The sequence below is a fragment of the Providencia sp. PROV208 genome, from assembly GCF_028479465.1.
Classification (GTDB): Bacteria; Pseudomonadota; Gammaproteobacteria; order Enterobacterales; family Enterobacteriaceae; genus Providencia; species Providencia alcalifaciens.
This window is the reverse complement of sequence record NZ_JAMPNS010000001.1, coordinates 21,513-47,606: the sequence shown is the minus strand read 5'-3', so window position 1 is coordinate 47,606 and position 26,094 is coordinate 21,513. Positions and strand designations below refer to the sequence as shown.

The 26,094-nt window shown below is 42.6% G+C and carries 22 protein-coding genes; 8 read left to right on the top strand and 14 right to left on the bottom strand.

Annotation, left to right across the window (positions count from 1 at the left end; translation table 11 throughout):
• Positions 1-39 precede the first annotated feature (39 nt).
• From uhpC to fbpC, 4 genes are all read left to right on the top strand, one after another.
• Positions 40-1,365 (top strand): MFS transporter family glucose-6-phosphate receptor UhpC, encoded by a 1,326-nt coding sequence (gene uhpC, locus PR766_RS00225; RefSeq protein ID WP_006661294.1) that lies wholly within the window; start codon positions 40-42, stop codon positions 1,363-1,365.
• Positions 1,366-1,392: 27 nt separating this feature from the next.
• Entirely contained in the window at positions 1,393-2,424 is a 1,032-nt protein-coding gene (locus PR766_RS00220; protein WP_006658660.1) for an ABC transporter substrate-binding protein, read from the top strand.
• A 256-nt stretch (positions 2,425-2,680) separates the two neighbouring features.
• Positions 2,681-4,759 (top strand): ABC transporter permease, encoded by a 2,079-nt coding sequence (locus tag PR766_RS00215; RefSeq protein WP_006658661.1) that lies wholly within the window; start codon positions 2,681-2,683, stop codon positions 4,757-4,759.
• A gap of 16 nt (positions 4,760-4,775) precedes the next feature.
• Complete coding sequence (gene fbpC, locus PR766_RS00210) at positions 4,776-5,816, top strand: ferric ABC transporter ATP-binding protein (RefSeq protein WP_154631342.1); 1,041 nt, start codon at positions 4,776-4,778, stop codon at positions 5,814-5,816.
• A gap of 154 nt (positions 5,817-5,970) precedes the next feature.
• On the opposite strand, the gene purL is transcribed toward fbpC, so the two are convergent.
• Positions 5,971-9,858, bottom strand: a complete 3,888-nt coding sequence (purL, locus tag PR766_RS00205; RefSeq protein ID WP_154636372.1) for a phosphoribosylformylglycinamidine synthase — start codon at positions 9,856-9,858, stop codon at positions 5,971-5,973.
• Between the two features lie 268 nt (positions 9,859-10,126).
• Here purL and mltF point away from each other — a divergent pair, with 268 nt between their 5' ends.
• Positions 10,127-11,773: a membrane-bound lytic murein transglycosylase MltF gene (gene mltF, locus PR766_RS00200; protein ID WP_154636371.1), complete on the top strand. Its 1,647-nt coding sequence runs from the start codon at positions 10,127-10,129 to the stop codon at positions 11,771-11,773.
• Here the strand turns inward: mltF and tadA are convergent.
• Positions 11,770-12,282 carry a tRNA adenosine(34) deaminase TadA gene (tadA, locus tag PR766_RS00195; protein ID WP_006661290.1) on the bottom strand — a complete coding sequence of 171 codons (513 nt, stop codon included), beginning with the start codon at positions 12,280-12,282 and terminating at the stop codon, positions 11,770-11,772. The two genes, mltF and tadA, sit on opposite strands and share 4 nt — an antisense overlap.
• 86 nt (positions 12,283-12,368) lie before the next feature.
• A complete protein-coding gene (gene leuE / locus PR766_RS00190) occupies positions 12,369-13,016 on the bottom strand; it encodes a leucine efflux protein LeuE (protein WP_006658666.1) in 648 nt (215 codons plus the stop codon).
• Between the two features lie 210 nt (positions 13,017-13,226).
• Between leuE and PR766_RS00185 the strand changes: the two genes are divergently transcribed.
• Positions 13,227-13,655 carry an XRE family transcriptional regulator gene (locus tag PR766_RS00185; protein ID WP_230086836.1) on the top strand — a complete coding sequence of 143 codons (429 nt, stop codon included), beginning with the start codon at positions 13,227-13,229 and terminating at the stop codon, positions 13,653-13,655.
• 250 nt (positions 13,656-13,905) lie between these two features.
• Complete coding sequence (locus tag PR766_RS00180; protein WP_006661288.1) at positions 13,906-14,166, top strand: YfhL family 4Fe-4S dicluster ferredoxin; 261 nt, start codon at positions 13,906-13,908, stop codon at positions 14,164-14,166.
• 160 nt (positions 14,167-14,326) lie between these two features.
• Here the strand turns inward: PR766_RS00180 and acpS are convergent, their stop codons facing one another.
• From acpS to rpoE, 11 genes are all read right to left on the bottom strand, one after another.
• Positions 14,327-14,710, bottom strand: coding sequence for a holo-ACP synthase (gene acpS, locus PR766_RS00175; RefSeq protein WP_006658669.1), 384 nt, complete (start codon positions 14,708-14,710; stop codon positions 14,327-14,329).
• A complete protein-coding gene (gene pdxJ / locus PR766_RS00170) occupies positions 14,710-15,441 on the bottom strand; it encodes a pyridoxine 5'-phosphate synthase (protein WP_006661286.1) in 732 nt (243 codons plus the stop codon). The genes acpS and pdxJ overlap by 1 nt, the downstream gene beginning before the upstream one ends.
• 247 nt (positions 15,442-15,688) lie before the next feature.
• A complete protein-coding gene (gene recO, locus PR766_RS00165; protein ID WP_006661285.1) occupies positions 15,689-16,414 on the bottom strand; it encodes a DNA repair protein RecO in 726 nt (241 codons plus the stop codon).
• Between the two features lie 11 nt (positions 16,415-16,425).
• The gene (era, locus tag PR766_RS00160; protein ID WP_006658673.1) at positions 16,426-17,334 is read right to left on the bottom strand and encodes a GTPase Era; all 909 of its coding nucleotides are present in this window, start codon (positions 17,332-17,334) and stop codon (positions 16,426-16,428) included.
• Entirely contained in the window at positions 17,331-18,011 is a 681-nt protein-coding gene (gene rnc / locus PR766_RS00155) for a ribonuclease III (RefSeq protein ID WP_006658674.1), read from the bottom strand. Before rnc ends, era begins: the two co-directional genes overlap by 4 nt.
• A gap of 283 nt (positions 18,012-18,294) precedes the next feature.
• Positions 18,295-19,260 carry a signal peptidase I gene (lepB, locus tag PR766_RS00150; RefSeq protein ID WP_006658675.1) on the bottom strand — a complete coding sequence of 322 codons (966 nt, stop codon included), beginning with the start codon at positions 19,258-19,260 and terminating at the stop codon, positions 18,295-18,297.
• Between the two features lie 17 nt (positions 19,261-19,277).
• Complete coding sequence (lepA, locus tag PR766_RS00145; protein WP_036963946.1) at positions 19,278-21,074, bottom strand: translation elongation factor 4; 1,797 nt, start codon at positions 21,072-21,074, stop codon at positions 19,278-19,280.
• A 274-nt stretch (positions 21,075-21,348) separates the two neighbouring features.
• Entirely contained in the window at positions 21,349-21,813 is a 465-nt protein-coding gene (gene rseC, locus PR766_RS00140) for a SoxR-reducing system protein RseC (protein ID WP_036963935.1), read from the bottom strand.
• Positions 21,814-21,816: 3 nt separating this feature from the next.
• Positions 21,817-22,767, bottom strand: coding sequence for a sigma-E factor regulatory protein RseB (rseB, locus tag PR766_RS00135; protein WP_006658678.1), 951 nt, complete (start codon positions 22,765-22,767; stop codon positions 21,817-21,819).
• Entirely contained in the window at positions 22,767-23,390 is a 624-nt protein-coding gene (rseA, locus tag PR766_RS00130; RefSeq protein ID WP_006658679.1) for an anti-sigma-E factor RseA, read from the bottom strand. Before rseA ends, rseB begins: the two co-directional genes overlap by 1 nt.
• A gap of 57 nt (positions 23,391-23,447) precedes the next feature.
• Positions 23,448-24,026: an RNA polymerase sigma factor RpoE gene (gene rpoE, locus PR766_RS00125; RefSeq protein ID WP_006661282.1), complete on the bottom strand. Its 579-nt coding sequence runs from the start codon at positions 24,024-24,026 to the stop codon at positions 23,448-23,450.
• Between the two features lie 436 nt (positions 24,027-24,462).
• Between rpoE and nadB the strand changes: the two genes are divergently transcribed.
• Positions 24,463-26,064, top strand: coding sequence for an L-aspartate oxidase (gene nadB, locus PR766_RS00120; protein ID WP_036963937.1), 1,602 nt, complete (start codon positions 24,463-24,465; stop codon positions 26,062-26,064).
• Positions 26,065-26,094: the final 30 nt, after the last annotated feature.

The window sequence follows — 26,094 nt, the reverse complement described above, 5'->3', positions numbered from 1 at the left end:
AAACTTCATTACATTCTGCCAAACGGGAGAAACTCTATCATGACAGGTAAAAGCAAACTGGGTTTAGACAGCAATTACCGTTTTTGGCGTCGCCGCTTGATGTTTTCTATGATCATCGGTTATGCCGCTTTTTACCTAACTCGTAAAAGCTTTAATTTTGTTATGCCGGTCATGCAAGTTGAGCTGTTTTTAGACAAAAGTGATATTGGTTGGATCGCCTCCGCATTTTACCTTGCTTATGGTTTATCCAAGTTTATATCCGGTATTTTCCACGACATTACAGGCTACCGTTGGTTTATGGGGGTAGGTTTAGTCATGACGGGGATCCTCAATATCATTTTTGCCTATTGTTTATCGTTTCCTGCATTGCTGGTTGTTTGGACACTAAACGGGTTTTTCCAAGGCTGGGGTTGGCCACCTTGTGCGCGCATTCTAACCCATTGGTATTCGCGCAATGAACGCGGTTTTTGGTGGGGACTGTGGAATATCTCTATCAACCTTGGTGGAATGGCACTGCCACTGTTAACCGCGTTACTCGCAACCCATTATAGCTGGCAAATGGCGTTAATCGTTCCGGGCATTATTGGTGTGATTTTAGGTTTATGGCTATGTCGCCAGCTTAGAGGAACGCCAAAAGAAGAACATTTACCCACAGTCGGGCAATGGCGACATGATGCATTAGAGTTACGCCAAGAGCAGCTTTCTCCCCCCCAATCAATGTGGGTGATCTTAAAACAAACCATTGTGTTTAACCCGATGATTTGGCTGCTTGGTTTCACCTACATATTGGTTTATCTCATCCGTATTGGGATAAACGATTGGGGTAATTTATGGCTAACCGAAACACACGGAAGTAATTTATTAAGTGCCAATGCCACACTCGCCCTATTTGAATTGGGTGGCTTGCTGGGGGCACTTTGCGCAGGTTGGGGTTCTGACCTTCTCTTTAGAGGACAACGTGCGCCGATGATTTTGTTATTTTCCTTAGGCTTATTCGTGTCGGTGAATGCCTTATGGTTAATACCCATTCATCACTACGGGCTATTGGCGGCATGCTTCTTAGCCAACGGTTTTTTTGTCTTTGGGCCACAGATGTTAGTCGGTCTAGCTGCTACAGAATATTGTCATAAAAAGGCAGCTGGAACGGTAACGGGTTATCTTGGATTGTACGCTTATTTAGGGGCAGCAATTGCAGGATGGCCGCTCTCTCAAGTGATTGCTAATTATGGTTGGTCGGGCATGTTTACCCTACTTGCCAGTGCAGCCGCTCTGATGGGGCTACTACTGATGCCTCTTTTGATTGCTAATGTCAGCAAAAGGGAGCATTTAGCTGGTGCAGTTTCACCAGCAAATAATAATAGTTAATCCGAAAACGTGAATAAAGGACTGACAATGAAACTTAAGACTCTTTCTACACTTGTTGCAGCAGGCTTATCCCTTGCCGCTATGACGACAGCAGCAAACGCTGCGGGTCGCTTAGTGGTTTACTGTAGTGCGACCAATGCAATGTGCGAAGCGGAAACGCAAGCATTTGCTAAAAAATACGACGTTAAAACCACCTTCGTTCGTAATGGTTCGGGCAGTACTTTGGCAAAAATCGAAGCTGAAAAACGCAACCCACAAGCAGACGTTTGGTATGGTGGAACTCTCGACCCACATTCACAAGCTGGTGAAATGGATCTGTTAGAACCTTATAAATCCCCTAACCTGTCTCAAATCATGCCGCAATTCCAAGATCCAGCAAAACGCAAAGGCAACTACTCCTCTGCGGTTTATATCGGAATTTTAGGTTTTGGTGTGAATAAAGATCGTTTAAAAGAGAAAGGATTACCAATCCCAACTTGCTGGAAAGATCTGACTAAGCCTGAATATAAAGGTGAAATTCAAATCGCCGATCCACAAAGTTCAGGTACTGCCTACACCGCATTGGCAACCTTTGACCAACTGTGGGGCAACGAGCAAGCATTCGATTACCTGAAAAAATTAAACGCTAACATCTCTCAATACACGAAATCAGGTATTGCCCCTGCGCGTAACGCAGCACGCGGCGAATCCGCAATTGGTATCGGCTTCCTTCATGACTATTCTTTAGAAGTGGAAAATGGCGCACCATTAGAACTAATCGCACCATGTGAAGGTACAGGTTACGAAATCGGCGGGATCAGTATTCTGAAAAACGCGCGTAACATGGACAATGCCAAACTGTTCGTGGATTTTGTTCTCTCCAAAGAAGCCCAAGAGCTGAGCTGGAAACAAGGTCAATCTTACCAAATCCTGACCAACACCACGGCAGAATCCTCACCTCTGTCTCTGAAACTTAAAGACTTAAACTTAATCAACTACGATATGGATAAATACGGCGATGCTGAAGTCCGTAAAAATCTGATCAACAAGTGGGTGACTGAAGTCAAAATGAGTAAGTAATACGCCCAGTGCGGCGCTTGTCGCCGCACTGAGTATTTCACTCAGCGTTATTCGCTTGCTTAACGATTTGATGTACTAACTACTTACTATAAAAATGATGCCCAATAAGAGAGTGTCTGCTATCCGCAGACGGCTCAAGGCTGGCTCACTCATTAGAACGATAATATTAATTAAGCTCAAAATTATTTTCGTTATAAATCATGATATTAAATTAATGAATTATTAACTCAATAATAATGAACTTAGGGGAAAAACAATGCCTCAAACCTTAACCCTAACAGCCTCGAAGAAAAAGGACAGTATCTTCCTTTGGATTCTGATAGCTTGGCTGGGCTTCGCTCTGTTACCCTCATGGAGCCTCGACTACGGCTTATTCGACTCAACCCAAGAAGAGATTTTCGCTGCGTACGGCTGGAGCAGTGTCAATATCAGTTGGCTATGGTATCTATTGCCTTCTATTTTACTGTTAAGACCCATCACTGCCGCTGATCGCAACCAAAAAACGCGTCACTATATCGACATCGCCGTGGCTGCAATTACCGCCGTTGTCGTCATTATTAGTGCCTATTTGGTAGGCACCGGATTAGGCTACTCAGCCATTACGCTGTTTATTGCATTGGGTATGATAATGACCCATGCCCTCACTCGCTTAGAGTGGCTGGGTGGCGACCAATTTGTGATTGGCTCCCTGATCACCGTTGTCGCACTGATTGCGCTGTTTATCGTATTTCCCAGTGTGGCAATTTTTATTCCAATGTTTACTGATGGGAACGGAGATTTTGCACCATTTGCATTTGTGGCTATTTTAACGCAGTCACACATTGTTCAGGTCATTATTAACTCTATTTTCCTTTCATTAGCCGTCGGTGTTGGATGTACCTTCTTTGGTTTAATCCTGGCAATTTACACTACAAGAATTGCTAAGCGTTCCGCGATTATTGGTCGCGTATTCTCAATTCTACCGATTGTTACCCCGCCATTTGTGGTTGGTTTAGGGGTGACCTTGATGATGGGTCGTTCCGGTTATATCACCGAATTCTTAGCAACCTATATGGGGTTAGAAAATACCAACTGGTTGTATGGCTTTACGGGAATTTGGTTAGCGCAAGTTCTGGCATTTACGCCGATGTCATTTATGATCCTCGATGGTGCGATTAAAACTATTCACCCTTCACTGGAAGAAGCGTCATACACCTTAAGAGCTAACCGCTACCAAACATTTTTCAACGTGTTTATGCCGCTGTTGAAACCCGCGCTAGCTAACGCATTCTTAATTGTCATTGTGCAATCCCTTGCTGACTTCAGTAACCCATTAGTGTTAGGGGGTAACTTTGATGTTCTGGCGACGCAAATTTACTTCTATATCACCGGTTCTCAGCTCGATTACCAAGCCGCCAGTACCTTAGGCGCATCCTTATTAGTCTTCTCATTGCTGGTTTTCTGCGTGCAATACATGTGGATTGGTAAACGTTCTTACGTCACCGTTTCCGGTAAATCTTACCGTGGCGATGTGCAACCACTGCCAGTTTCTCTTGTCGCAACAGTGACAACAATTCTTGGTATTTGGGTCGCTTTTAACGTCTTATTATACGGTAGTATTTTCTACGGTAGTTTCACCGTAAACTGGGGCGTGGACTACACCTTAACACTGGATAACTTTATCAAGTTGTTTGGGCAAGGTTTTGATGATGGTGCATGGCCTTCATTGCTGGATACGTTGTTATATGCAGGTATCGCAGCCCCTATCACGGCAATCTTAGGATTACTCATTGCCTATATTGTGGTTCGCCAAGATTTCCGTGGTAAGAAAACCATCGAATTTACTACCATGCTGTGCTTTGCCGTTCCGGGGACTGTGGCTGGGGTGTCTTATATCCTCGCCTTTAACGATACACCGTTCTATTTAACGGGGACTGCGGCAATCGTGATTATCTCCATGACCATGCGTAACGTGCCTGTAGGAATCCGTGCAGGTATCGCAGGATTAGGGCAAATTGACAAGTCATTAGATGAAGCCTCCCTCAGCTTACGAGCAGGTTCAATGCGCACAATTTTCCACATTCTGTTGCCATTATTACGCCCTGCTATTTTATCTGCGTTGATCTACAGCTTCGTACGCGCCATCACCACCGTTAGCGCCATCGTATTCTTAGTGACGCCAGATACGCGTGTGGCAACCGCCTATATCTTGAACCGTGTTGAAGATGGTGAATATGGTGTCGCCATTGCCTATGGTTCTATTCTGATCGTGGTCATGCTCGCGATTATCTTCTTATTTGACTATTTAATTGGCGAAGCCCGTGTTTCACGTTCCAAAGCCAAAAATGCACAGTAATCATGGAGTCACTGACATGACACAGAAAAGTTTCGTTGAATTAAAAAATATAACTAAACGCTTTGGCGACAATACGGTCATCGACGATTTAAGCCTTTCCATTCCGCAAGGAAGCATGGTCACCCTATTAGGGCCGTCTGGCTGTGGTAAAACCACCGTGCTGCGTTTAGTCGCCGGTTTAGAAAAACCAACGGAAGGACGCATGTTTATCGATGGCGAAGATGTCACCGACCGCTCTATTCAACAGCGCGATATTTGTATGGTTTTCCAATCCTATGCCCTCTTCCCGCATATGTCGTTAGGGGATAACGTAGGCTATGGTTTGAAAATGCTTGGCTTACCAAAGGCTGAAATCAAACAGCGCGTAGAAGAAGCACTAGAGCTGGTAGACTTAGCAGGCTTTGCAGACCGTTTCGTTGACCAAATTTCCGGTGGGCAGCAGCAGCGAGTGGCACTGGCACGTGCTCTGATTTTAAAACCGAAAGTGCTGTTATTTGATGAGCCGCTAAGTAACTTGGATGCTAACTTACGCCGCAGCATGCGTGAAAAAATCCGTGAACTGCAACAGCAATTTAATATTACCTCACTGTACGTGACCCACGACCAGAGCGAAGCTTTTGCGGTTTCGGATATGGTTCTGGTAATGAACAAAGGTAAAATAATGCAGTTAGGTTCACCGCAAGAGCTATACCGCCAGCCTGCTTCCAAATTTATGGCGAGCTTTATGGGCGATGCAAACATTTTCCCTGCAACACTCAGCAATGATACCGTGGATATTTTTGATTATCGTTTACCGCGCCCAGCGCAGTTCATGACAGATAAAACACAAGTGACCGTCGGCGTTCGTCCTGAAGCCATTACATTAAGTAAACAAGGTGAAGATAGCCAACGTTGTACTATCACCCATGTTGCTTACATGGGACCTCAATACGAAGTGACTGTAGATTGGCATGGTCAATCGATGCTGTTACAGATTAACGCGACGCAATTGCAGCCGTCTGTTGGTGAAGAGCTGTATTTACAGATCCATCCATACGGGATGTTTATCTTAGAATAAGTCATGCTTATTTGACATTTTCTTAGCTAAACCGCCTTTTGGGGCGGTTTTTTATTTTGCGGTATGAATAAAAAAATCCCCCGATATATTAGGCGAATCACCAGTTTATCGAGGGATTTATATTCAGCTCATTGTTCAAATAGCCGTTTTAATCTTACCCTAATTGTTTACGTGCATTACGGAAAATACGCATCCATGGGCTATCTTCTCCCCAGTTTTCTGGGTGCCAAGAGTTGCTGACCGTACGGAACACACGCTCTGGATGCGGCATCATGATAGTTGCACGTCCATCCGTGGATGTTACCGCAGTAATCCCATTAACCGATCCATTCGGGTTAGCTGGATATTGCTCAGTCACTTGACCATAGTTGTTCACGAAGCGCATTGCCACCAGCGAGCTATTTTCTAACTGGGTTAAATGCGTCGCTGCACGGGCTTCTACCTGACCTTCACCGTGAGATACCGCAATCGGCATACGTGAGCCAACCATATTTTGCAGTAACAATGATGGGCTATTCGCAATTTCCACTAAGCTAAAGCGGGCTTCAAAACGTTCTGAACGGTTACGGACAAAACGCGGCCAATAGTCAGCCCCTGGGATCAGCTCATGCAAGTTAGACATCATCTGGCAACCATTACAAACCCCTAAAGATAAAGTATCTGGGCGATTGAAGAAGGTCGCAAATTCATCACGAACACGGTTGTTAAACAGAATGGACTTCGCCCATCCCTCACCTGCACCGAGCACGTCACCGTAAGAGAAGCCACCGCACGCAACTAACGCTTGGAATTGTTCAAGGGATAAGTTGCCCGATAATAAATCACTCATGTGCACATCGATAGCATCAAAACCAGCGCGATCCCATGCAGCTGCCATCTCCACATGTGAGTTAACCCCTTGCTCACGTAGAACGGCCACTTTTGGACGAATACCGGAAGCGATATACGGCGCAGCAATATCATCAGCAATATCGTAAGTCAGTTTGACGTTCAAACCTGGATCTTGATTATCTTTCTTTGCTTGATGCTCTTGGTCTGCGCACTCTTCGTTATCACGTAAACGCTGCATTTGCCATGTGGTCTCTGCCCAGCATTCACGTAATGCGCTACGAGAACCATTATAAACAACCGTATCACGGCTATTGATAATCACCGCATCATCTTGGGTTGCAGAACCTAAGTAGTGAACACAGCTCGCTAAGCCTGCATCTGCAAAACACTGCTCTACATAATGGCGGTCGGTACCTTGAATTTGAATCACCGCGCCCAACTCTTCATTGAATAACGCGGCTAGTGTATCTTCATCAAACGAACTGATATCAACATTAATTCCGCAGTGACCTGCAAATGCCATTTCAACTAACGTGACAAACAGCCCGCCATCTGAACGGTCATGGTATGCCAGTAATTTTTGCTCGGATAACAATGTTTGGATTGTATTAAAGAAGCCTAATAACAGCGCTGGGTCGCGAACATCTGGCGCTTTATTGCCTAGTTGACGATAAACTTGTGCGAGCGCAGAGCCACCAAGCGCATTGTGGCCTTGACCAAGATCGATCAATAGCAAGCCGTTATCCGCTGTCGTTTTCAGCTCAGGAGTGACGGTCAAACGCACGTCTTCAACACGACCAAAGGCACTGATAATCAACGATAATGGTGACGTCATTTCTCGCTCTTCACCATTTTGCTGCCAGCGCGTCTTCATCGACATTGAGTCTTTACCTACTGGGATAGTCAAACCTAACGCTGGGCATAATTCTTCACCGACCGCTTTAACAGCGTCATACAGTCCCGCATCTTCACCAGGATGACCCGCAGCAGACATCCAGTTAGCAGACAGCTTCACGCGTTTGAGATCCTGTACATAAGAACAGGCTAAGTTGGTCAACGCTTCCCCCACCGCCATGCGTGCGGAAGCGGCAAAATCTAACAATGCCACAGGTGTTCTTTCACCAATGGACATGGATTCACCATAGTAGCTATCTAAGCTTGCTGTTGTCACCGCGCAATCAGCTACTGGAATCTGCCATGGACCGACCATTTGATCACGAGCAACCATACCTGTTACCGTGCGGTCACCGATCGTAATTAAGAAGGTTTTCTCTGCAACAGCAGGTAAATGCAGAACACGTTTTACCGCTTCAGTTAAGTCGATTGACGTTCTATCTAATGACTCAGGCTCAGCTTTCTGTGATTTAACATCACGCAGCATTTTCGGTGTTTTACCCAATAACACATCAAGCGGCATATCAATAGGTTGATTATCGAAATGCGCATCGTTTAGGGTTAAATGGCGCTCTTCAGTGGCTTCACCAATCACAGCAAACGGCGCACGTTCACGCTCACAAATCTCAGTGAATAAGGAGAGTTGCTCTGGCGCAACAGCCATCACATAGCGCTCTTGAGATTCATTACACCATACTTCTAGTGGGCTCATACCCGGCTCATCATTCAGAATTTTGCGCAGTTCATAGCGACCACCACGACCACCATCGCTCACCAACTCGGGCATTGCGTTCGATAAACCGCCCGCGCCGACGTCATGGATAAACAGAATTGGGTTTTTATCACCTAACTGCCAGCATTTATCGATAACTTCTTGGCAGCGACGCTCCATTTCTGCGTTATCACGTTGGACGGAAGCAAAATCAAGATCCGCGGCAGATTGACCCGAGGTCATGGATGACGCAGCTCCCCCACCTAAGCCGATATTCATGGATGGACCACCCAGAACAATCAGTTTAGCGCCAACGGTAATTTCACCTTTTTGGACGTGATCTGCACGAATATTCCCGATACCACCCGCCAACATAATCGGCTTATGATAGCCACGCAACTCTTCGCCATTGTGACTGTTGACCTTTTCTTCATAAGTACGGAAGTAACCTAATAAAGCAGGACGACCAAACTCATTGTTAAATGCCGCACCACCTAAAGGGCCTTCAGTCATAATATCTAGCGCTGTAACGATACGCTCTGGCTTACCAAAATCTTCTTCCCACGGTTGTTCAAAGCCAGGAATACGTAAATTTGAAACTGAGAAGCCGACTAAGCCTGCTTTAGGTTTTGCACCGCGCCCTGTTGCACCTTCATCACGAATTTCACCACCCGAGCCTGTTGCCGCACCGGGCCAAGGAGAAATGGCTGTTGGGTGGTTATGGGTTTCGACTTTCATCAGAATGTGTGCATCTTCCTGATGGTAGCGATAAGTGCGCCCATCAGGCTCTGGGAAGAAGCGTCCTACTGAAGAACCTTCCATCACCGCCGCATTATCTTTATATGCGGATAAGACATGGTCAGGGGTTTTTTCGAAGGTATTTTTAATCATTTTAAACAGGGATTTCGGTTGTGTTTCCCCATCAATGATCCAATCTGCGTTGAAAATTTTATGGCGGCAGTGTTCGGAATTTGCTTGCGCAAACATATACAACTCAACATCCGTAGGATTGCGTTTTAATCCTGTGAATGCCTCTAATAAATAATCGATTTCATCGTCAGCTAATGCTAAGCCCATTTCTTTGTTTGCGGTGTCTAACGCTAAACGACCGCCTTCGATGATATCAATCACTTTCATCGGTGCAGGCTGATGTTGCACAAATAACGCTTCAGCCTGTTCAAAGGAGGCAAAAACCGTTTCCATCATGCGGTCATGCAATAGGCTGATGACGAGATCCCACTGCTCATGAGTCAGTGGATCGGCTTGAATATAGTAAGCAACGCCGCGTTCAATACGTTTAACTTGTGTTAAACCGCAGTTATGGGCAATGTCTGTGGCTTTAGAAGACCAAGGAGAGATAGTTCCTGGGCGTGGAGTGACTAAAATTAATTTTCCAAATGGCTCATGCTCAGCTAGAGAAGGACCATATTTTAATAAACTACTCAGCTTACCTTGCTCACTGCCACTTAATGGGGCTGATAGCTCAGCAAAATGCATATATTCAGCATAGATATCCGTTACTGGGAGCTGTTTTTCAGCAAACAGCGCCAAAAGGCGGGTAATACGAAATGCTGATAGTGCCGGTGAGCCACGCAAAATTTCCATAGTCTTCAATTCTCTCTTTTAAACGCCAGCCCTGATCACGAAAGCAGGGAAACCGGCGCCCATTATAGAGCAATGTTCATCAATACGAAACCGTTTGCGTGATTAAAAATAGAGCGATTAGTTAAATATTAATATGTGCTAAATACGATAATATTAGTTGCACCGATCGTCATAGTTAGAGCAAAATACGAAACCACTGGATTTATAACCATGATTAAACAGTCCCTACATAGAACACAGCACCCGTGCTTACACGAGAAATAATTATTTGAATAACCTAAAAGTTAACTATTTTATTATCGTGGTCATCACCTTACTTGCCACCATGATCATTGGCTTTAATGTCCGATGGTCAAATACGCCAACACCCCAAATCGACAAAATTATTGCGCGGGGAGAATTACGTATTAGTGCAGTAAGTTCACCACTTATCTATATTGATGAGCAACGTCAGCTCCGAGGTTTCGACTACGAGCTTGCTCAAGGCTTTGCTACATACCTAGGTGTTAAACTAAAAATCATTATCCGCCCCACAATTGAGCAAATTTTTGACGACCTCGACAATAGAGATGCTGATATCGCTGTCGCAGGACTTCTGTATAACAAAGATCGCTTAGACACCATGAAAACAGGTCCAAATTATTTAAGCGTGACTCAGCAATTGGTTTACCGTAAAGGGAAAAACCGCCCAAAAACGTTTAATGACCTGAAAGGTAAATTGGTGGTTATCGCCGGAAGTACTCACGCCAGCACTTTAAAAGCACTTTCAGCGCAATACCCTAACCTAAAATGGGAAGAAAGCACCGACTATACGCCAAGCCAATTACTCGAAATGGTTGCAGAAGGTGAAATCGATTATACCCTTGAAGATTCTATTGCGGTCTCTTTGCAACAACGTATTCACCCCAAAGTGGCTGTCGCATTTGACTTGCGTGATGAGCATGCCATTACATGGTATATGAGCCGTCAGTATGACGATAGCTTAGATGCAGCCCTGCTCGATTTCTTTAATATTAGTAATCAAAATGACCTACTCGCTCGCTTAACGGAAAAACATTTTAGCCATGTAGAATCCTTTGATTATTTTGACACTATTACATTTATTAGTGCCATTAATAATAAATTACCTGACTATCAGCATTTATTTGAAAAGTACGCTGAGACGGTCGACACCATCGATTGGAAGCTACTTGCAGCTATCGCTTGGCAAGAGTCCCATTGGGATCCTCTCGCAACCTCCCCGACCGGTGTTCGCGGAATAATGATGCTGACCAAACCCACTGCCACAACGATGGGAATTGAAGATAGGTTAGATCCTGAGGGTAGCATCAAAGGCGGCGCAGCGTATTTGGCCTATATTATGAATCGATTACCAGACTCGATTGCAGATGATGATCGTATTTGGTTTACGCTTGCTGCCTATAACATGGGCTATGGGCATATGCTGGACGTGCGAAAACTCACACAAAAACTGGGTGGTAACCCTGATCGTTGGTTGGATTTTAAAGCTAATTTACCCCTGTTAACGCAACCCAAATACTATTCTCAACTGACTTACGGCTATGCACGCGGGCACGAAGCTTACCGCTATGTAGAAAACATTCGTCGTTATCATCAAAGTTTAGTGGGTTATTTACAGAGTCAGGAGAAAAAACAGAAAACATTAGAGATTGCCAAGAAATCTCATGTTTATGTGGTACTTCCGAATAATGAAACTCAGCTTTCATCGTACGTGATGCCTGCAAAATTAGATATCACACCACAAGCCTCTGCAAATTTAGGTGTATTTGGTCCTAAAGAGAGTAAAAACTCACCTAGCCACTCCCTAGGAAAATACATTCTCTCGAAGCCTACTCGTTCAAGTGCAATTCACAATGAAATGGCGCTATATAACGAGCTTTCTGGAGGGGATTAATCTTCTGGATTTTGCATCAATTTTTCTTGTTGTCGCAGTGCTTTAATCTGTGCTCTACGCATTTTAAAAAATTCGCTGAGCATAGATGAGCAAGCATCTTCAAGAACACCGCTTGTGACTTCAACATAATGGTTTAAACCTGGTTGTGACATAATATTGATAAATGAACCACATGCTCCGGTTTTAAAGTCTTTAGCACCATACACGACCCGCCCAATGCGACTATGTATCATTGCACCAGCACACATAATGCAAGGCTCTAGCGTCACATACAATGTAGTGTCTAATAGGCGATAGTTTTGCAGCGCAGTGCCAGCTTGCTTCAAGGTGACAATTTCAGCGTGAGCGGTTGGATCATGGTTTTCAATCGAGTGATTCCAACCCGTTGCGACTAACTGGTTATCTTTGACGAGTAACGCACCAACAGGGATCTCCCCGGCATCTTGAGCTTTTTTTGCTAACTCAAGGGCTTGAAGCATCCAATATTCATCGATTTCTGACTGCGTCACTCTAACCTCTCACTCATTCAACTCAGACAGTTGATTATTACGAAATGTTAAAGTGACTGCAAATTGAATCGGATATTAATCAATGGCTAATTGCTAAAAATGGCGAGTTTTGCAGCAAATCCCATAAAAAATGCGCCTACCGTACAGTTCCCCAGTTTTGCTAAAATTTGCTTTTCTCGTAAAAAACGGGCGATTAAATAACCACTAAAAATTAATAAGCTTAAATACAAGAAACTGACTGTTTCTAAGATAACCGCCAAGACCATATACGGAATCCAAGCATGGCTATAATTAAAATCGATAAATTGAATAAAGAAAGAGATATAGAATAAAATGGCTTTAGGGTTTGTTAAACTCAGCACCAAGGCACGTGTGAAGTAATTTTCTTTTTTTATTTCAATGTGTTCCATATCAGCTGATAGCGCTTTCTTCTGCCAAAATGTTGCGTACAAAATTTTACAGCCCAAATATAAAAGATAAGCCGCCCCTAGATACCGCACGATCATGAATAAGGTTGGAGAAGCTTTGATTACCGAGGCTACCCCAATGAATGAAAGAAAAATCAGAATCGCATCCCCAGTAAACACCCCTATAGCAGCACGATAGCCAGCTTTAGTTCCGTGCGAAGTACTTGATTTTAATACATACAACGAATTTGGACCCGGAACTATAATGATCAACACCAAACCCGCCAAATAGGTCCAAAAGTTCAACACCCCTAGATTCTCAAACATAGCCACTTCCTAATAATTTTTTCTTATTACTATCACAGTTAGGATTTATTGTGAATATTCTACTTTTATTAATTTTTAAATCATTTGAATATATAAAACAAACTAATAATTAACATTATTTTAAACCGCTCTTTCGTTAAATATGATTAACACGCAATTAAGTTTTCATAATTTAAATAAGAGGAAAATATGGCTTTTATTAGAAGAACCGTGCAAACAAATATCTTTGAAGAGTTTTATCCAACTACACTCGCATTCAGTGCTGGCAAAAAAAACTATTTTTTAGGGCATTCAAAAGATAAGTCTTACATGATTTACAACATGACGGATGCGGGAAGAATCGAACCTACCGTTGTTGTACAAAAAGGTAAATTAAAGACTTACCTACAAAACATCCAAGCTTTCTACGATTCAGCTCAAAACAAACAGTATCTATACGGTTATAACCTCGATGAAAAAGTTATCGATGTGTATCAAATAGCAGATAACGCAAGTATACAATTAATGTATTCTGAAGAGTTCTCCATCGAAGACTCTATTAAGTCAGCGACCTTCTTTATCATTAATGGCGTACTGCATTTCTATACTCAGTCAGATAAAACTAAAAACTGGTTTATTTACAACTTAATCACTTATTAATTTAATATTTGTGGTTTTTCCAAATAAGGGCTTTTAAAGTCCTTATTTTATTTATATATAAAAAATTCTAATCTTAATTATTTTTGATGAACAACTTGCTGCTGCCTTTTTACGTCTTATTCTTGGGAGCATTTCTTTATCGTAAGTTCAATTTTCTTAACCACAATTCAGTGTCTAATTGATTTACTTCAGTGTAAAATGGCGTTCGAAAACGTATACTACTGGTTTGAATCTGATATAACTAATTGAAATGGCACTATTAATTACTAAAAAATGCATTAACTGCGATATGTGTGAACCCGAATGCCCAAATGATGCAATCTTCATGGGGGCGGAAATCTATGAAATAGATTCTAACCTATGTACTGAATGCGTTGGGCACTACGATAAACCCACTTGCCAGTCAGTTTGTCCCATCACTAATACGATTATCACTGATCCCGAACATATTGAGTCCCAAGAACAGCTTTGGGATAAATTTGTCATGATCCATCACGCCGATAAGATTTAATTTTACAAATACGCTAAATAAGTTTGTTAAAACGACGTGGCTGAGCTCTGCGCTATTCAATTTTGTTTTACTAAAAACCCCATCCAGTAAAGTATTCTTTCATTGAGTACTATTTCATTGAAACATTGCCGACCAAAAATAAGTCGGCAATGAATAATGACTACAGACTTTCAATAATCACCGTTGCAGCCGCATAGTGCCGTTCATCTGTAATCGAAACATGAAAATGTGTGGCTTTTAAGTTATTGGCTAGTTTTAACGCTTCACCGCTCAGTGAAAGTAACGGTTTGCCTAGCTCATCGTTTGTAACTTCAAACTGATTAAAAGCCAAACCATTACGGATCCCCGTACCTAACGCCTTAGCCGCGGCTTCTTTCACTGCAAATCGTTTAGCGAGAAAACGCGCAGGCTTAGTTTGTTGCTGATACTGCGTGTATTCATATTCCGTTAAAATTCGTTTCGCTAAGCTATCCGCGGAGCGCTCAATAACCGATTCAATACGTGTAATTTCAACAATATCTGTTCCTAAACCTACAATAGCCATTATTTTCGCGCTTCTATCAATAAGTTTTTCATATCCGACACCGCTTGGGATAATCCACTAAATAGCGCACGACCAATAATTGCATGCCCAATATTTAACTCATAAATTTCGGGAAGTGCAGCAATTCGCTGAACATTATGATAGGTCAACCCATGCCCTGCATTCACTTTAATACCTTTGCCCGCCGCATAGCTTACGCCATCGCGAATACGACGGAACTCAAGTTCCTGCTCTTGTTCAGTTTTAGCGTCTGCATAAGCCCCAGTATGGATTTCAATAAATGGCGCTCCACACTCTTGTGCCGCATCAATTTGCTTATGGTCTGCATCAATAAATAAAGAGACTAAAATGCCAGCATCGGTTAGACGTTTTACTGCCGCAGCCACTTTTTCTTTTTGCCCTGCCACATCAAGACCACCTTCAGTGGTGACTTCTTCACGTTTTTCAGGAACCAAGCAGCAATACGCTGGTTGAATATGGCAAGCAATCTTAATCATCTCTTCCGTGACAGCCATTTCGAGATTCATTCGTGTTTGAATGGTCTTATTAAGCAGTTCAACATCTCTATCAGTAATATGACGACGGTCTTCACGTAAATGAATCGTGATCCCATCAGCTCCAGCTTGCTCAGCAACAAACGCCGCTTGAACAGGATCAGGGTATTGTGTTCCTCTTGCATTTCTAACTGTTGCAATGTGGTCAATGTTAACGCCCAATAACAGCTCAGCCATGTTTAACTCCCTATGAATAAACAGTCACTTATTTCGTATCAGCCATATCCTACTGCAATTTATCGCGTTGAGGGAAAAAATCTCTCGTTCTTCACCACCGATTCCAACTTAATACCTGATTTTCATCAATTACATTCACTTTTTGGGAAGCGCTTCGAAGAAAATGGACATAGCTATAAATTAAATTGGATTACTCGTGAGGTTACGGATACAACAAAGGAAAACAGCGTTATCAAATAAAAAATAATTAAGGTTTGGCTATATTTGCCGAAGGAATAATAAATTGACGGAAGAGTTCACGACTTTTAAGGGGCTTCCCCCCCAGATAGGGTTTTAATGCTATACGAGTAAAACGTTTAGCCGCTTTTAACGTATCGGCATCAGGAAATTCACGTTCTGCTAACGCTTTTAATTGTTTGCCTGTAAATGTGAGTTGGTCAATCACCAAGCTGCCAATGAAACCTTTTTCTTCTCGGTAACGATAGGTCATTGCATCAGTAACGGGTTCACCACTACCAGCACAATGTAAAAAATCAACGCCGTAGCCCAGATAAGATAATAAAGCGAGCTCAAATTGGCGTAAAGCAGACTCCGGAGTGCGTTCACTCCCCGCTAAAATTTGTAAACACTGGAGGTAATCAAAAAATAGGGCAGAGTATGGTGTCCCAAACTCAATGACACGCGCTGTGAGTTCGTTAAGGTATAAACCGCTGTATAAGACAGTACCACTTAGAGGAAGAGCGAGAGAGACGGGATCCGCACTGATGAGGGTTTTGATTTCACCTTTACCACTCCAACGGATTAGTAGAGGTGTAAAAGGCTGCAAGCAGCCTCTTAATGGTGAGCGGTTACGTCTTGCACCTTTTGCTAGCAAACGTATTTTCCCTTCCCCTTCAGTGAAAAAGTCGATTAATAGACTTGTTTCACTGTAAGGACGAGAATGGAGTACAAACGCACGCTGCCAACCACTCACGGTGTCACCGATTATTTTAAATCGTCAACATAGCCCAGACTGCGCAGTGCTCTTTCATCATCTGCCCAGCCGGATTTTACTTTGACCCAAAGCTCTAAATGCACTTTGGTTTCAAACAGACGCTCCATATCAATACGAGCTTCTGTTCCAATGGTTTTCAGCTTGCTTCCTTTATTACCGATAACCATTTTTTTCTGACCTTCGCGCTCAACCAAAATTAAGCCGTTGATATGGTAGCCGCCTTTATCCATAACTTTAAACTGCTCAATTTCGACAGTCACAGAGTATGGCAATTCGTCACCTAAGAAACGCATCAGTTTTTCACGAATAATTTCAGACGCCATAAAGCGCTGAGAGCGATCTGTAATATAGTCTTCAGGGAAGTGATGGATAGCTTCAGGAATATGCTGTTTCACAATCTTCGCGATAGTATCAACGCCAGTGCCTTTTTCAGCACTAATTGGCACCACATCCAAGAAATTCATTTTTTGGCTGATCATGCCGATATGCGGTAATAAACTGGTTTTATCAACTACATTATCAATTTTATTGATTGCCAAGATAACAGGACAACGCAAACTTGATAACTTATTGAGCACCATTTCATCATCAGGTGTCCAGTGGGTACCTTCAACCACGAAAATAACCAATTCAACATCACCAATAGAGCTGGATGCTGCACGGTTCATCAAACGGTTAATCGCTCTTTTTTCTTCAATATGAAGACCTGGGGTATCAACATAGATAATTTGATAATTATCTTCTGTATGGATCCCCATAATACGGTGACGAGTTGTCTGTGGCTTTCTCGAGGTAATCGAGACTTTTTGCCCCAGCAACTGGTTTAACAATGTTGATTTCCCAACATTTGGTCGTCCAACTATGGCAACAAAACCACAGTGGGATTGTAATTCACTCATTCAATCTCCAAGATTTTCAATGCTTGCTCTGCTGCGGCTTGCTCCGCTTTACGACGGCTTGAACCGATGCCATGAATCGGTTCTTCAATGCCACTGACTTGGCAGTGGATCGTAAATTCTTGATCATGAGCTTCTCCCTTCACAAGCACCACTAAATAGTTCGGTAATGGAAGATGACGCCCTTGCAAATATTCTTGTAGCCGCGTTTTCGGGTCTTTTTGCTTATCACCCGGACTAATTTCATCCAATCTCGCTTTGTACCATGCGAGAATGATTTTTTCGATAGTTTGGATATCACTATCAAGAAAAATTCCGCCAATTAAGGCTTCAACAGTATCTGCTAAGATAGATTCACGGCGGAAGCCACCGCTTTTTAATTCACCCGGCCCTAAACGTAAACATTCACCGAGCTCAAACTCACGAGCTATTTCAGCCAGTGTATTTCCACGCACTAACGTTGCACGCATGCGACTCATATCACCCTCGTCCACTTTTGGGAAACGATGATAGAGGTCATTAGCAATCACAAAACTGAGAATTGAATCACCTAGAAATTCCAGTCTTTCATTATGTTTGCTACTTGCACTTCTGTGAGTTAATGCCTGAATTAATAAATCATTTTGCTTGAATGTATATCCAAGCTTACGCTGTAATTTTTCTAACAAAGAGGGGTTCATGTGCGCCCAACCATTCTACGTTTAATAAAAAAGCACACGCAACAGACCTGTAAAATCAGCTATTTTACAAAACTGTTGCGTTTGCACTGACTCCCGTCAACCATCACTCATAATTAATTGATATTCGAGAAATAACTTCGATGAGTTATCGGAATTTAACGAGGATAATTAATAAATAGGAAGTCAATAATGTTTAAAGCAACATTATTGTACACTGGGTAAAATAATAATGCTTTATGATAATGCGAGTTTTCTCATGAAAACCCGCATTGTCTGAAATGAATTATAGAGGACCAATTCGGCTAAAGCGAATGCCTGTTGGCCATTCGTTTTCTTGTTTATCTAAACTTAACCAGATAAATACAGCACGACCAACTAAGTTTTGTTCAGGAACAAAGCCCCACATACGGCTATCTGAACTATTGTCTCTATTATCACCCATCATAAAATAGTGTTTTTCAGGCACTATCCACTCATTAAGTGGTAAACCTGGTTGCACATATTTTGATTGAGTAATGTAGTTATTAATCGTCAGTATTTGATGCGTGACGGTATCTAACTGCTCACTGCGACCATACTGACGCAATGAATTACTCGGTAATGCTTGGTCTACTGGAATCTGATAATTACCATATTGGTTATCTACCACAGAGCTATTTTCAAAAACCATTGTCCACTCACTTGGCTCTAATGGACCATATGTGACGGGCAATTTTTCAGTACATTGATTATCTGCACAGTTTGGATAAATGGTTAATTCTTTCGCTTCTGGGTTATAAATAATTTTATCGCCAGGTAAACCAATTACGCGTTTTACGAAGTCAACATTTGGCTCTTTCGGATATTTAAATACCGCAATATCCCCGCGATTAGGCTTACCAGTTTCGATTAATGTGGTTTGTGTTATTGGATCTTTTAATCCATATGAAAACTTTTCAACCAACATAAAATCACCAACTAATAATGTTGGCATCATCGAACCTGATGGGATCTGGAACGGTTCATAAATAAATGAACGAACAATCAAAACAATGGCTAACACAGGAAAAATTGAGGTTCCTGTTTCCAGCCACGATGGACGACGAACCGCTTTCGCCAGTTCATCCTCGTTCATTGAGCCGTTTGTTACTTCCCGCAATTTTTTAAGTTTCGCCTTACGTGCAGGCGCAAACTTAAATTTATCTAAGCACCAAATAATCCCCGTCACCAACGTAGCGAGTGTGAGGATCAGGGCAAACGTGTTAGCCATTAAGACTCCTTGTAAACTTAGCTGTCTTTACCTACGTGCAATATAGCAAGGAACGCTTCCTGTGGGAGTTCAACGTTACCCACTTGCTTCATACGTTTCTTACCATCCTTTTGCTTCTGTAACAGTTTCTTCTTACGGCTAACGTCACCGCCATAACATTTGGCAAGAACGTTTTTGCGCAGCTGTTTCACTGTAGAACGAGCAATAATGTGGTTACCGATTGCCGCTTGAATTGCAATATCAAACTGTTGACGTGGAATCAGCTCTTTCATTTTTTCCACCAGTTCACGTCCGCGATACTGAGAGTTACCACGGTGAGTGATCAGAGCTAATGCGTCCACACGTTCGTTATTGATTAAAACATCCACACGCACCATATCTGATGTTTGGAAACGTTTGAATGAATAATCCAATGATGCATAACCACGGGATGTCGATTTTAAGCGATCGAAGAAATCCAGCACCACTTCTGACATTGGGATTTCATACGTCAATGAGACCTGATTACCGTGATAAACCATGTTGGTTTGTACACCACGTTTTTCAATACACAGAGTGATAACGTTACCTAAATACTCTTTAGGCATTAGCATGTGACACTCAGCGATCGGCTCTCTTAACTCTTCAATGTTATTCAGCGGCGGTAATTTTGATGGGCTATCCACATAAACCACTTCACCATTAGTTTGCTGAACTTCATACACTACCGTTGGTGCCGTCGTGATCAGATCAAGATCGTATTCACGCTCTAAACGTTCTTGAATGATTTCCATGTGCAGTAAGCCAAGGAAACCACAGCGGAAACCAAATCCTAATGCCGTTGATGTTTCTGGCTCATAAAACAGAGAGGCGTCATTCAGGCTTAATTTACCTAATGCATCACGGAAAGCTTCATAATCGTCAGAACTGACCGGGAACAAACCCGCATATACCTGAGGTTTTACTTTTTTAAAGCCAGGTAATGCTTTATCTGCTGGGTTACGAGCTCCCGTTAAAGTATCCCCGACAGGTGCGCCAGTGATATCTTTAATTGCACACACTAACCAGCCTACTTCGCCACAGTTCAGTACATCACGGTCAACTTGTTTTGGTGTAAAAATACCAAGGCGATCCGCGTTGTAGACATTTCCTGTACTCATGACTTTTACTTTATCGCCTTTTTTCAATGTTCCGTTTTTAATACGGATCAGAGAAACAACGCCTAAATAGTTATCGAACCAAGAGTCGATAATCAGCGCTTGTAAAGGGGCATCTCCATCACCTTCCGGCGGTGGAATTTCTTTCACTAAACGTTCGATAACATCTTGAACACCGATACCGGTTTTCGCAGAACAACGAACGGCATCATGGGCATCAAGACCCACAATGTCTTCAATCTCTTCAGCTACGCGCTCTGGATCAGCGGCTGGTAAGTCAATTTTGTTAAGGATCGGAACCACTTCCAGATCCATCTCAATAGCGGTATAGCAGTTTGCTAGAGTTTGAGCCTCAACCCCTTGGCCAGCATCCACAACTAATAATGCGCCTTCACACGCCGCCAATGAGCGGGATACTTCATAGGAGAAGTCTACGTGTCCAGGGGTATCGATAAAGTTCAGTTGGTAGGTTTCACCATCTGAAGCTTTATAGTCGAGCGTAACGCTTTGCGCTTTAATGGTAATACCACGTTCACGTTCCAGATCCATAGAGTCTAAAACCTGAGCTGCCATTTCACGGTCAGTTAAGCCACCACAGATTTGAATAATACGATCCGATAATGTGGATTTTCCATGGTCGATATGTGCAATGATCGAAAAGTTTCTGATGTTTTTGATTTTCAAGGTAATATCTTCTTTTAAATTGCCTTACAAAATCAGTTTTGAGCAAATTTCGCTACAAAACTAAAATGCTATGATTATCACAAGATTGCTAATTAGCAGCATTTTACATACAAGAACCCACTAACACAAAGATTCAATGTAAAACAACTGTAAACTTGCCAAAGTTTAATAAGTTACTTATTTCGTTTTTTTTCATTTTGAACGACTAAAAACAAAATCGCCTGTAGTGAAAAGCATAACTACAGGCGATTAAGGTATACAGTGACATTCAACAATGTGCTTGAACGCTGATTTCCCCAGGAGGCAGTCCTATTTGTAACACGATAGGCTCAAAGTCGATTTTATTTCGCCAGCGAGAAGCCACTTTTCTTGCCGTAAAAAAGCCAACAAAACCGCCTAAAATACCAGTTAGAGCAACCCAAACTTGCTCTAACTGAGCTGATTGAGCCAATGCAGCAAATAAAAATAGTCCGATTAATGGCGTTAAATAGACTAGCATTGCTGAGCGAAGTAAGCTTCCCTCAGGAATACCAACTTCAATTTTTTGCCCCACGACTAATGGCTGCTCAACGTCAATTTCCAACTCATGCTCTGTGTTAGGTCCGATTTTATTTAAGGCATAAGAGCCACAGGCTGCGCGAGCACTGCAACTTCCACAACCAGCAGACGAACCATAACGCAATAATGCTCGCCCCTTTTGCCACCTAACCACTGTTGCCCATTCTTTTACCATGATTTACTCCCGAAACTGAATGCTACTCGCAATTAACTGTGATGTTGGCAGCGGCAGCTCACCTATTATCGTAATCACATTTTGCTTTTGAGTCATGGTGTAAATTGTGCGACGACCATTTTGCAATGGCTGATCAAGTAAAGGACCTTTCGACGCTTTTGTCACATTGACCGAAAATGTAAATAAACCGTCACTAAACATCGCGGTTTCTACAATATCATCTTTATTCAGTTTTCCCGTCGAACGTGAAACTTCCTCAAATCCTGGTGGTAACATGCCCACTTGCCATTTAAACGCTGGGTTTTCATTCTTCGGTGATAATAATAATGGCGGGAGATTCACATTGCTCAGAGATTTCAATGAGTCTTGTACATTCTTGCTGTCTAATACCGTCGAAATGACCCGAAACTGCTCCAACGTTTGATTATTATTATCCAATAAATCAACACGCAGTGGCAATTTAGTTTCTTCATCGATTAATAGCACATAATTGAATCGGGAATTATCTTTTGAAATGATACGGATCACTAATGCGGGTTTATCGCCAATATGGGTACGACCAGCATCAATAAAATTATAATACGGCTGAATTTTTTGATAATCAGCAAAAATAACCGTTGGCAAATTATCGATGATGTGTTCACCATTGAGGCTAAATGCATCAAATCCAGGTTCAAAATAGCTAATTCGATTGCCATTTTGCACGATTTCTCGTCGAGATGAATCCATTTGGATCATTTGAGAAACAGGAACACCATTGAGAATCGCATGACGATAGCGAACAGGGACGATATTTTGTGGACTTAGTGTCATGAAAGACATTTCATATGACAAGTTCTGGGCAGCCGTTCCCATTTCTTTAAAAAGAACATCGGCATCCGTAGATGATGCCGACGCTTGATTAGATATAATCAGGCTGCCCGTCAGGCAGATGACGGATAACCATTTGTTCATTATTGCTGTTTAACTCCAGCTGATGCACTATTTTTATCACTATCGTGAAGCTGTTGATTCAGCATCGAACGTCTTTCAATTTCATACTGTTGTAGCATGGCATTGATACGTTGATTTTGTTGTTCAATTTGTTGAGTTTGCTGTTCAGTGCCAAACAATTGGCTATCTGAAATATTTAAACTCACTGGCGCACCACGTCCAACGGGAACGGTATTGAATACGGGATCATCCACAGTAGAATCAACACTATTACTTTGATTGTATTGTTGAACACCCACAATCACCGCGAGTGACACACATGCTGCTACGCCAATTTGTGTAATTTGGCTTGCCCATGGACGAATTTTGTTCCAAAACGGGAAGCCACTCCAGCTTGCTGGTTCTGGCTGTGACTCAACAACTGCCTGAGGACTAATTCGCACCGCTTCATTTTCTAGCGCTGCCGCAACTTTACTAGCAATATCAAAATGAATAACATCGCCAGTATCATTGCGCAGAGTATCACGAACAAGATGATAGCTCTCCCAACGTTGCTTTAACGTTGAATCACATGAAATGGTATTAATGAGTTCTAAATCTAGAGCTTCACCATCCATCATTGCGGAAAGTTTCTCTCTTTGCATGCCCAATTACCTTCAGTTAATTGCTCACAGTTAAATGGTAACTCGCGATCCAACTAATCAATGCTGTTGGATCAACGGCTGAACTTTTTCATCAATTGCTTCCCTCGCCCTGAAGATCCGTGATCGGACTGTGCCTACAGGGCAATCCATCACTTCAGCTATCTCTTCATAACTTAAACCATCAAGTTCTCGTAATGTAATTGCCATTCGGAGATCCTCTGGCAGTGACTCAATGGTACGGAAAACAACTCGCTTTAATTCATCAGACAACATTAAGTTCTCTGGGTTCGAAATTTCTTTCAATGCACCGGCTGATTCGAAGTTTTCTGCGTCGCTAGCTTCAAGATCTGACGCGGGAGGACGCCGGTCTTGAGCGACTAAATAGTTCTTTGCCGTATTGACAGCAATTCGATACAGCCAAGTATAAAAAGCACTGTCGCCACGAAACGAACCTATTGCACGATAAGCCTTAATAAATGACTCTTGCGCGACATCAGGCACATCTGCTTGTGGTACATAACGAGAAACGAGACTTGCAACTTTATGCTGGTATTTAATTACCAGTAAGTTGAAAGCTTGTTGGTCGCCTTTTTGTACTTTCTCAACCAAGATTTGGTCTGTCAGCTGCTCGCTCATTCCAGGATCCATCTCCTGAACACAGATTGATAATGACTTAGCTTGTTCATCTTCTCCCTTCCTTAAGCAAGCCTAACTTCGAGTAATAAAAACTGATGAAGTTCAATTTATTCCGAAAAAAACCGAAAATAATTCCAAAAAATGAGATCTAAGTTTCTTAATCGATCCCATCGATCCTTGTGAGCACTACCTAATAGTATACACAAAACAGGCATATATGCGGCACGAATACATGGCATTTATTCATTCGTATAATCATCTATCATTTAGCTCGCTATGATTTCTCTAACAAAATATTTTTTAGCAAAATAGTCAAACAACGCACCGCTAAATTATCGCGCTCGCCGATGACGCTAAATGAGGATTAATGCATAGTCAGAGGCAGCTCGATAGGCTAACATAAAATTCTCTATAGAAACACAACACGCAAATACTTATGAACACATCCACACAGCATGACACTGATATTTTAATCATTGGAAGTGGTGTCGCAGGATTATCAGCCGCACTCCGGCTAGCACCCTTTCATCAAGTGACGATTCTCAGCAAAAGCACGCTCAATGAAGGTGCTTCCTATTACGCTCAAGGCGGAATTGCCGCTGTTTTTGATGATACAGACAGCATCGAATCCCATGTTGATGATACCCTCATCGCAGGCGCTGGAATTTGTGAACGAAGCACAGTGGAATTCATTGCCTCAAACGCGAAGCATTGCGTTCAATGGCTGATTGACCAAGGCGTACTTTTCGATACCGAGGTCAACGAAACGGGAGAAACCCAGTATCATCTCACTCGAGAAGGTGGACACAGTCATCGTCGTATTCTGCACCACGCAGATGCAACGGGAAAAGAAGTTGAAACCACCCTTGTGAACCTTGCTTTCAACCACCCAAATATCCAGATCAAAGAACGTTATAATGCCGTTGATTTGATCCTCGAAGACAAAGCACAAAAAATAACTCACTCGCGCATTGTTGGCGCCTATGTTTGGAATCGTCAAAAAGAGCAGGTCGAAACGATTCGAGCCAAAACGGTTGTCTTAGCCACAGGTGGTGCTGCCAAAGTCTATCAATATACCACTAATCCCGATATTTCATCTGGTGATGGCATTGCGATGGCATGGCGTGCGGGCTGTCGAGTCGCTAACTTGGAATTTAACCAATTTCATCCAACGTGTTTATTCCACCCCCAAGCACGTAATTTCTTGCTTACCGAAGCACTACGAGGCGAAGGGGCTTACCTAAAACGCCCCGATGGTAGCCGCTTTATGCCCGACTATGATGAGCGTGGTGAATTAGCGCCACGGGATATTGTCGCTAGAGCCATTGACCATGAAATGAAGCGCCTCGGCGCTGACTGTATGTATTTGGATATCAGCCATAAATCACCGGATTTTATTAAAAATCACTTCCCTACGATTTACGCCAAATTACTGACATTAGGGTTAGACTTAACCCAAGAACCGATCCCGATCGTTCCCGCAGCACATTATACCTGTGGCGGTGTAGTCGTTGACTCGACTGGCATGACCGATATTCCTAATTTATATGCTATCGGTGAAGTGAGTTATACCGGACTACACGGTGCTAATCGCATGGCATCTAACTCGCTACTCGAATGCCTTGTGTATGGATGGGCAGCGGCGGAAAACATCATCAAAACAATCGATGCAATCCCTGCCGTTTCTCACCTACCAGAATGGGATGAGAGCCGAGTTCATAATTCTGATGAACAAGTTATCATTCAGCATAATTGGCATGAATTACGCTTGTTTATGTGGGATTACATGGGGATCGTTCGCACGACAAAACGCCTAGAACGCGCCTTGCGTCGTATTCACTTACTTCAGCAAGAAATTAATGATTACTATGCTAATTTCCGAATTTCCAACAATTTGTTAGAGCTACGAAATTTAGTACAAGTCGCAGAATTAATGGTGCGCTGTGCCCTTGAACGTAAAGAAAGCCGAGGCCTTCACTACACGTTAGATTATCCAGAGCTTTTACCTGAATCCGGTCCAACTATTCTAACGCGATAATATTGTCGTGATTCATCAAAAGCTTATCGG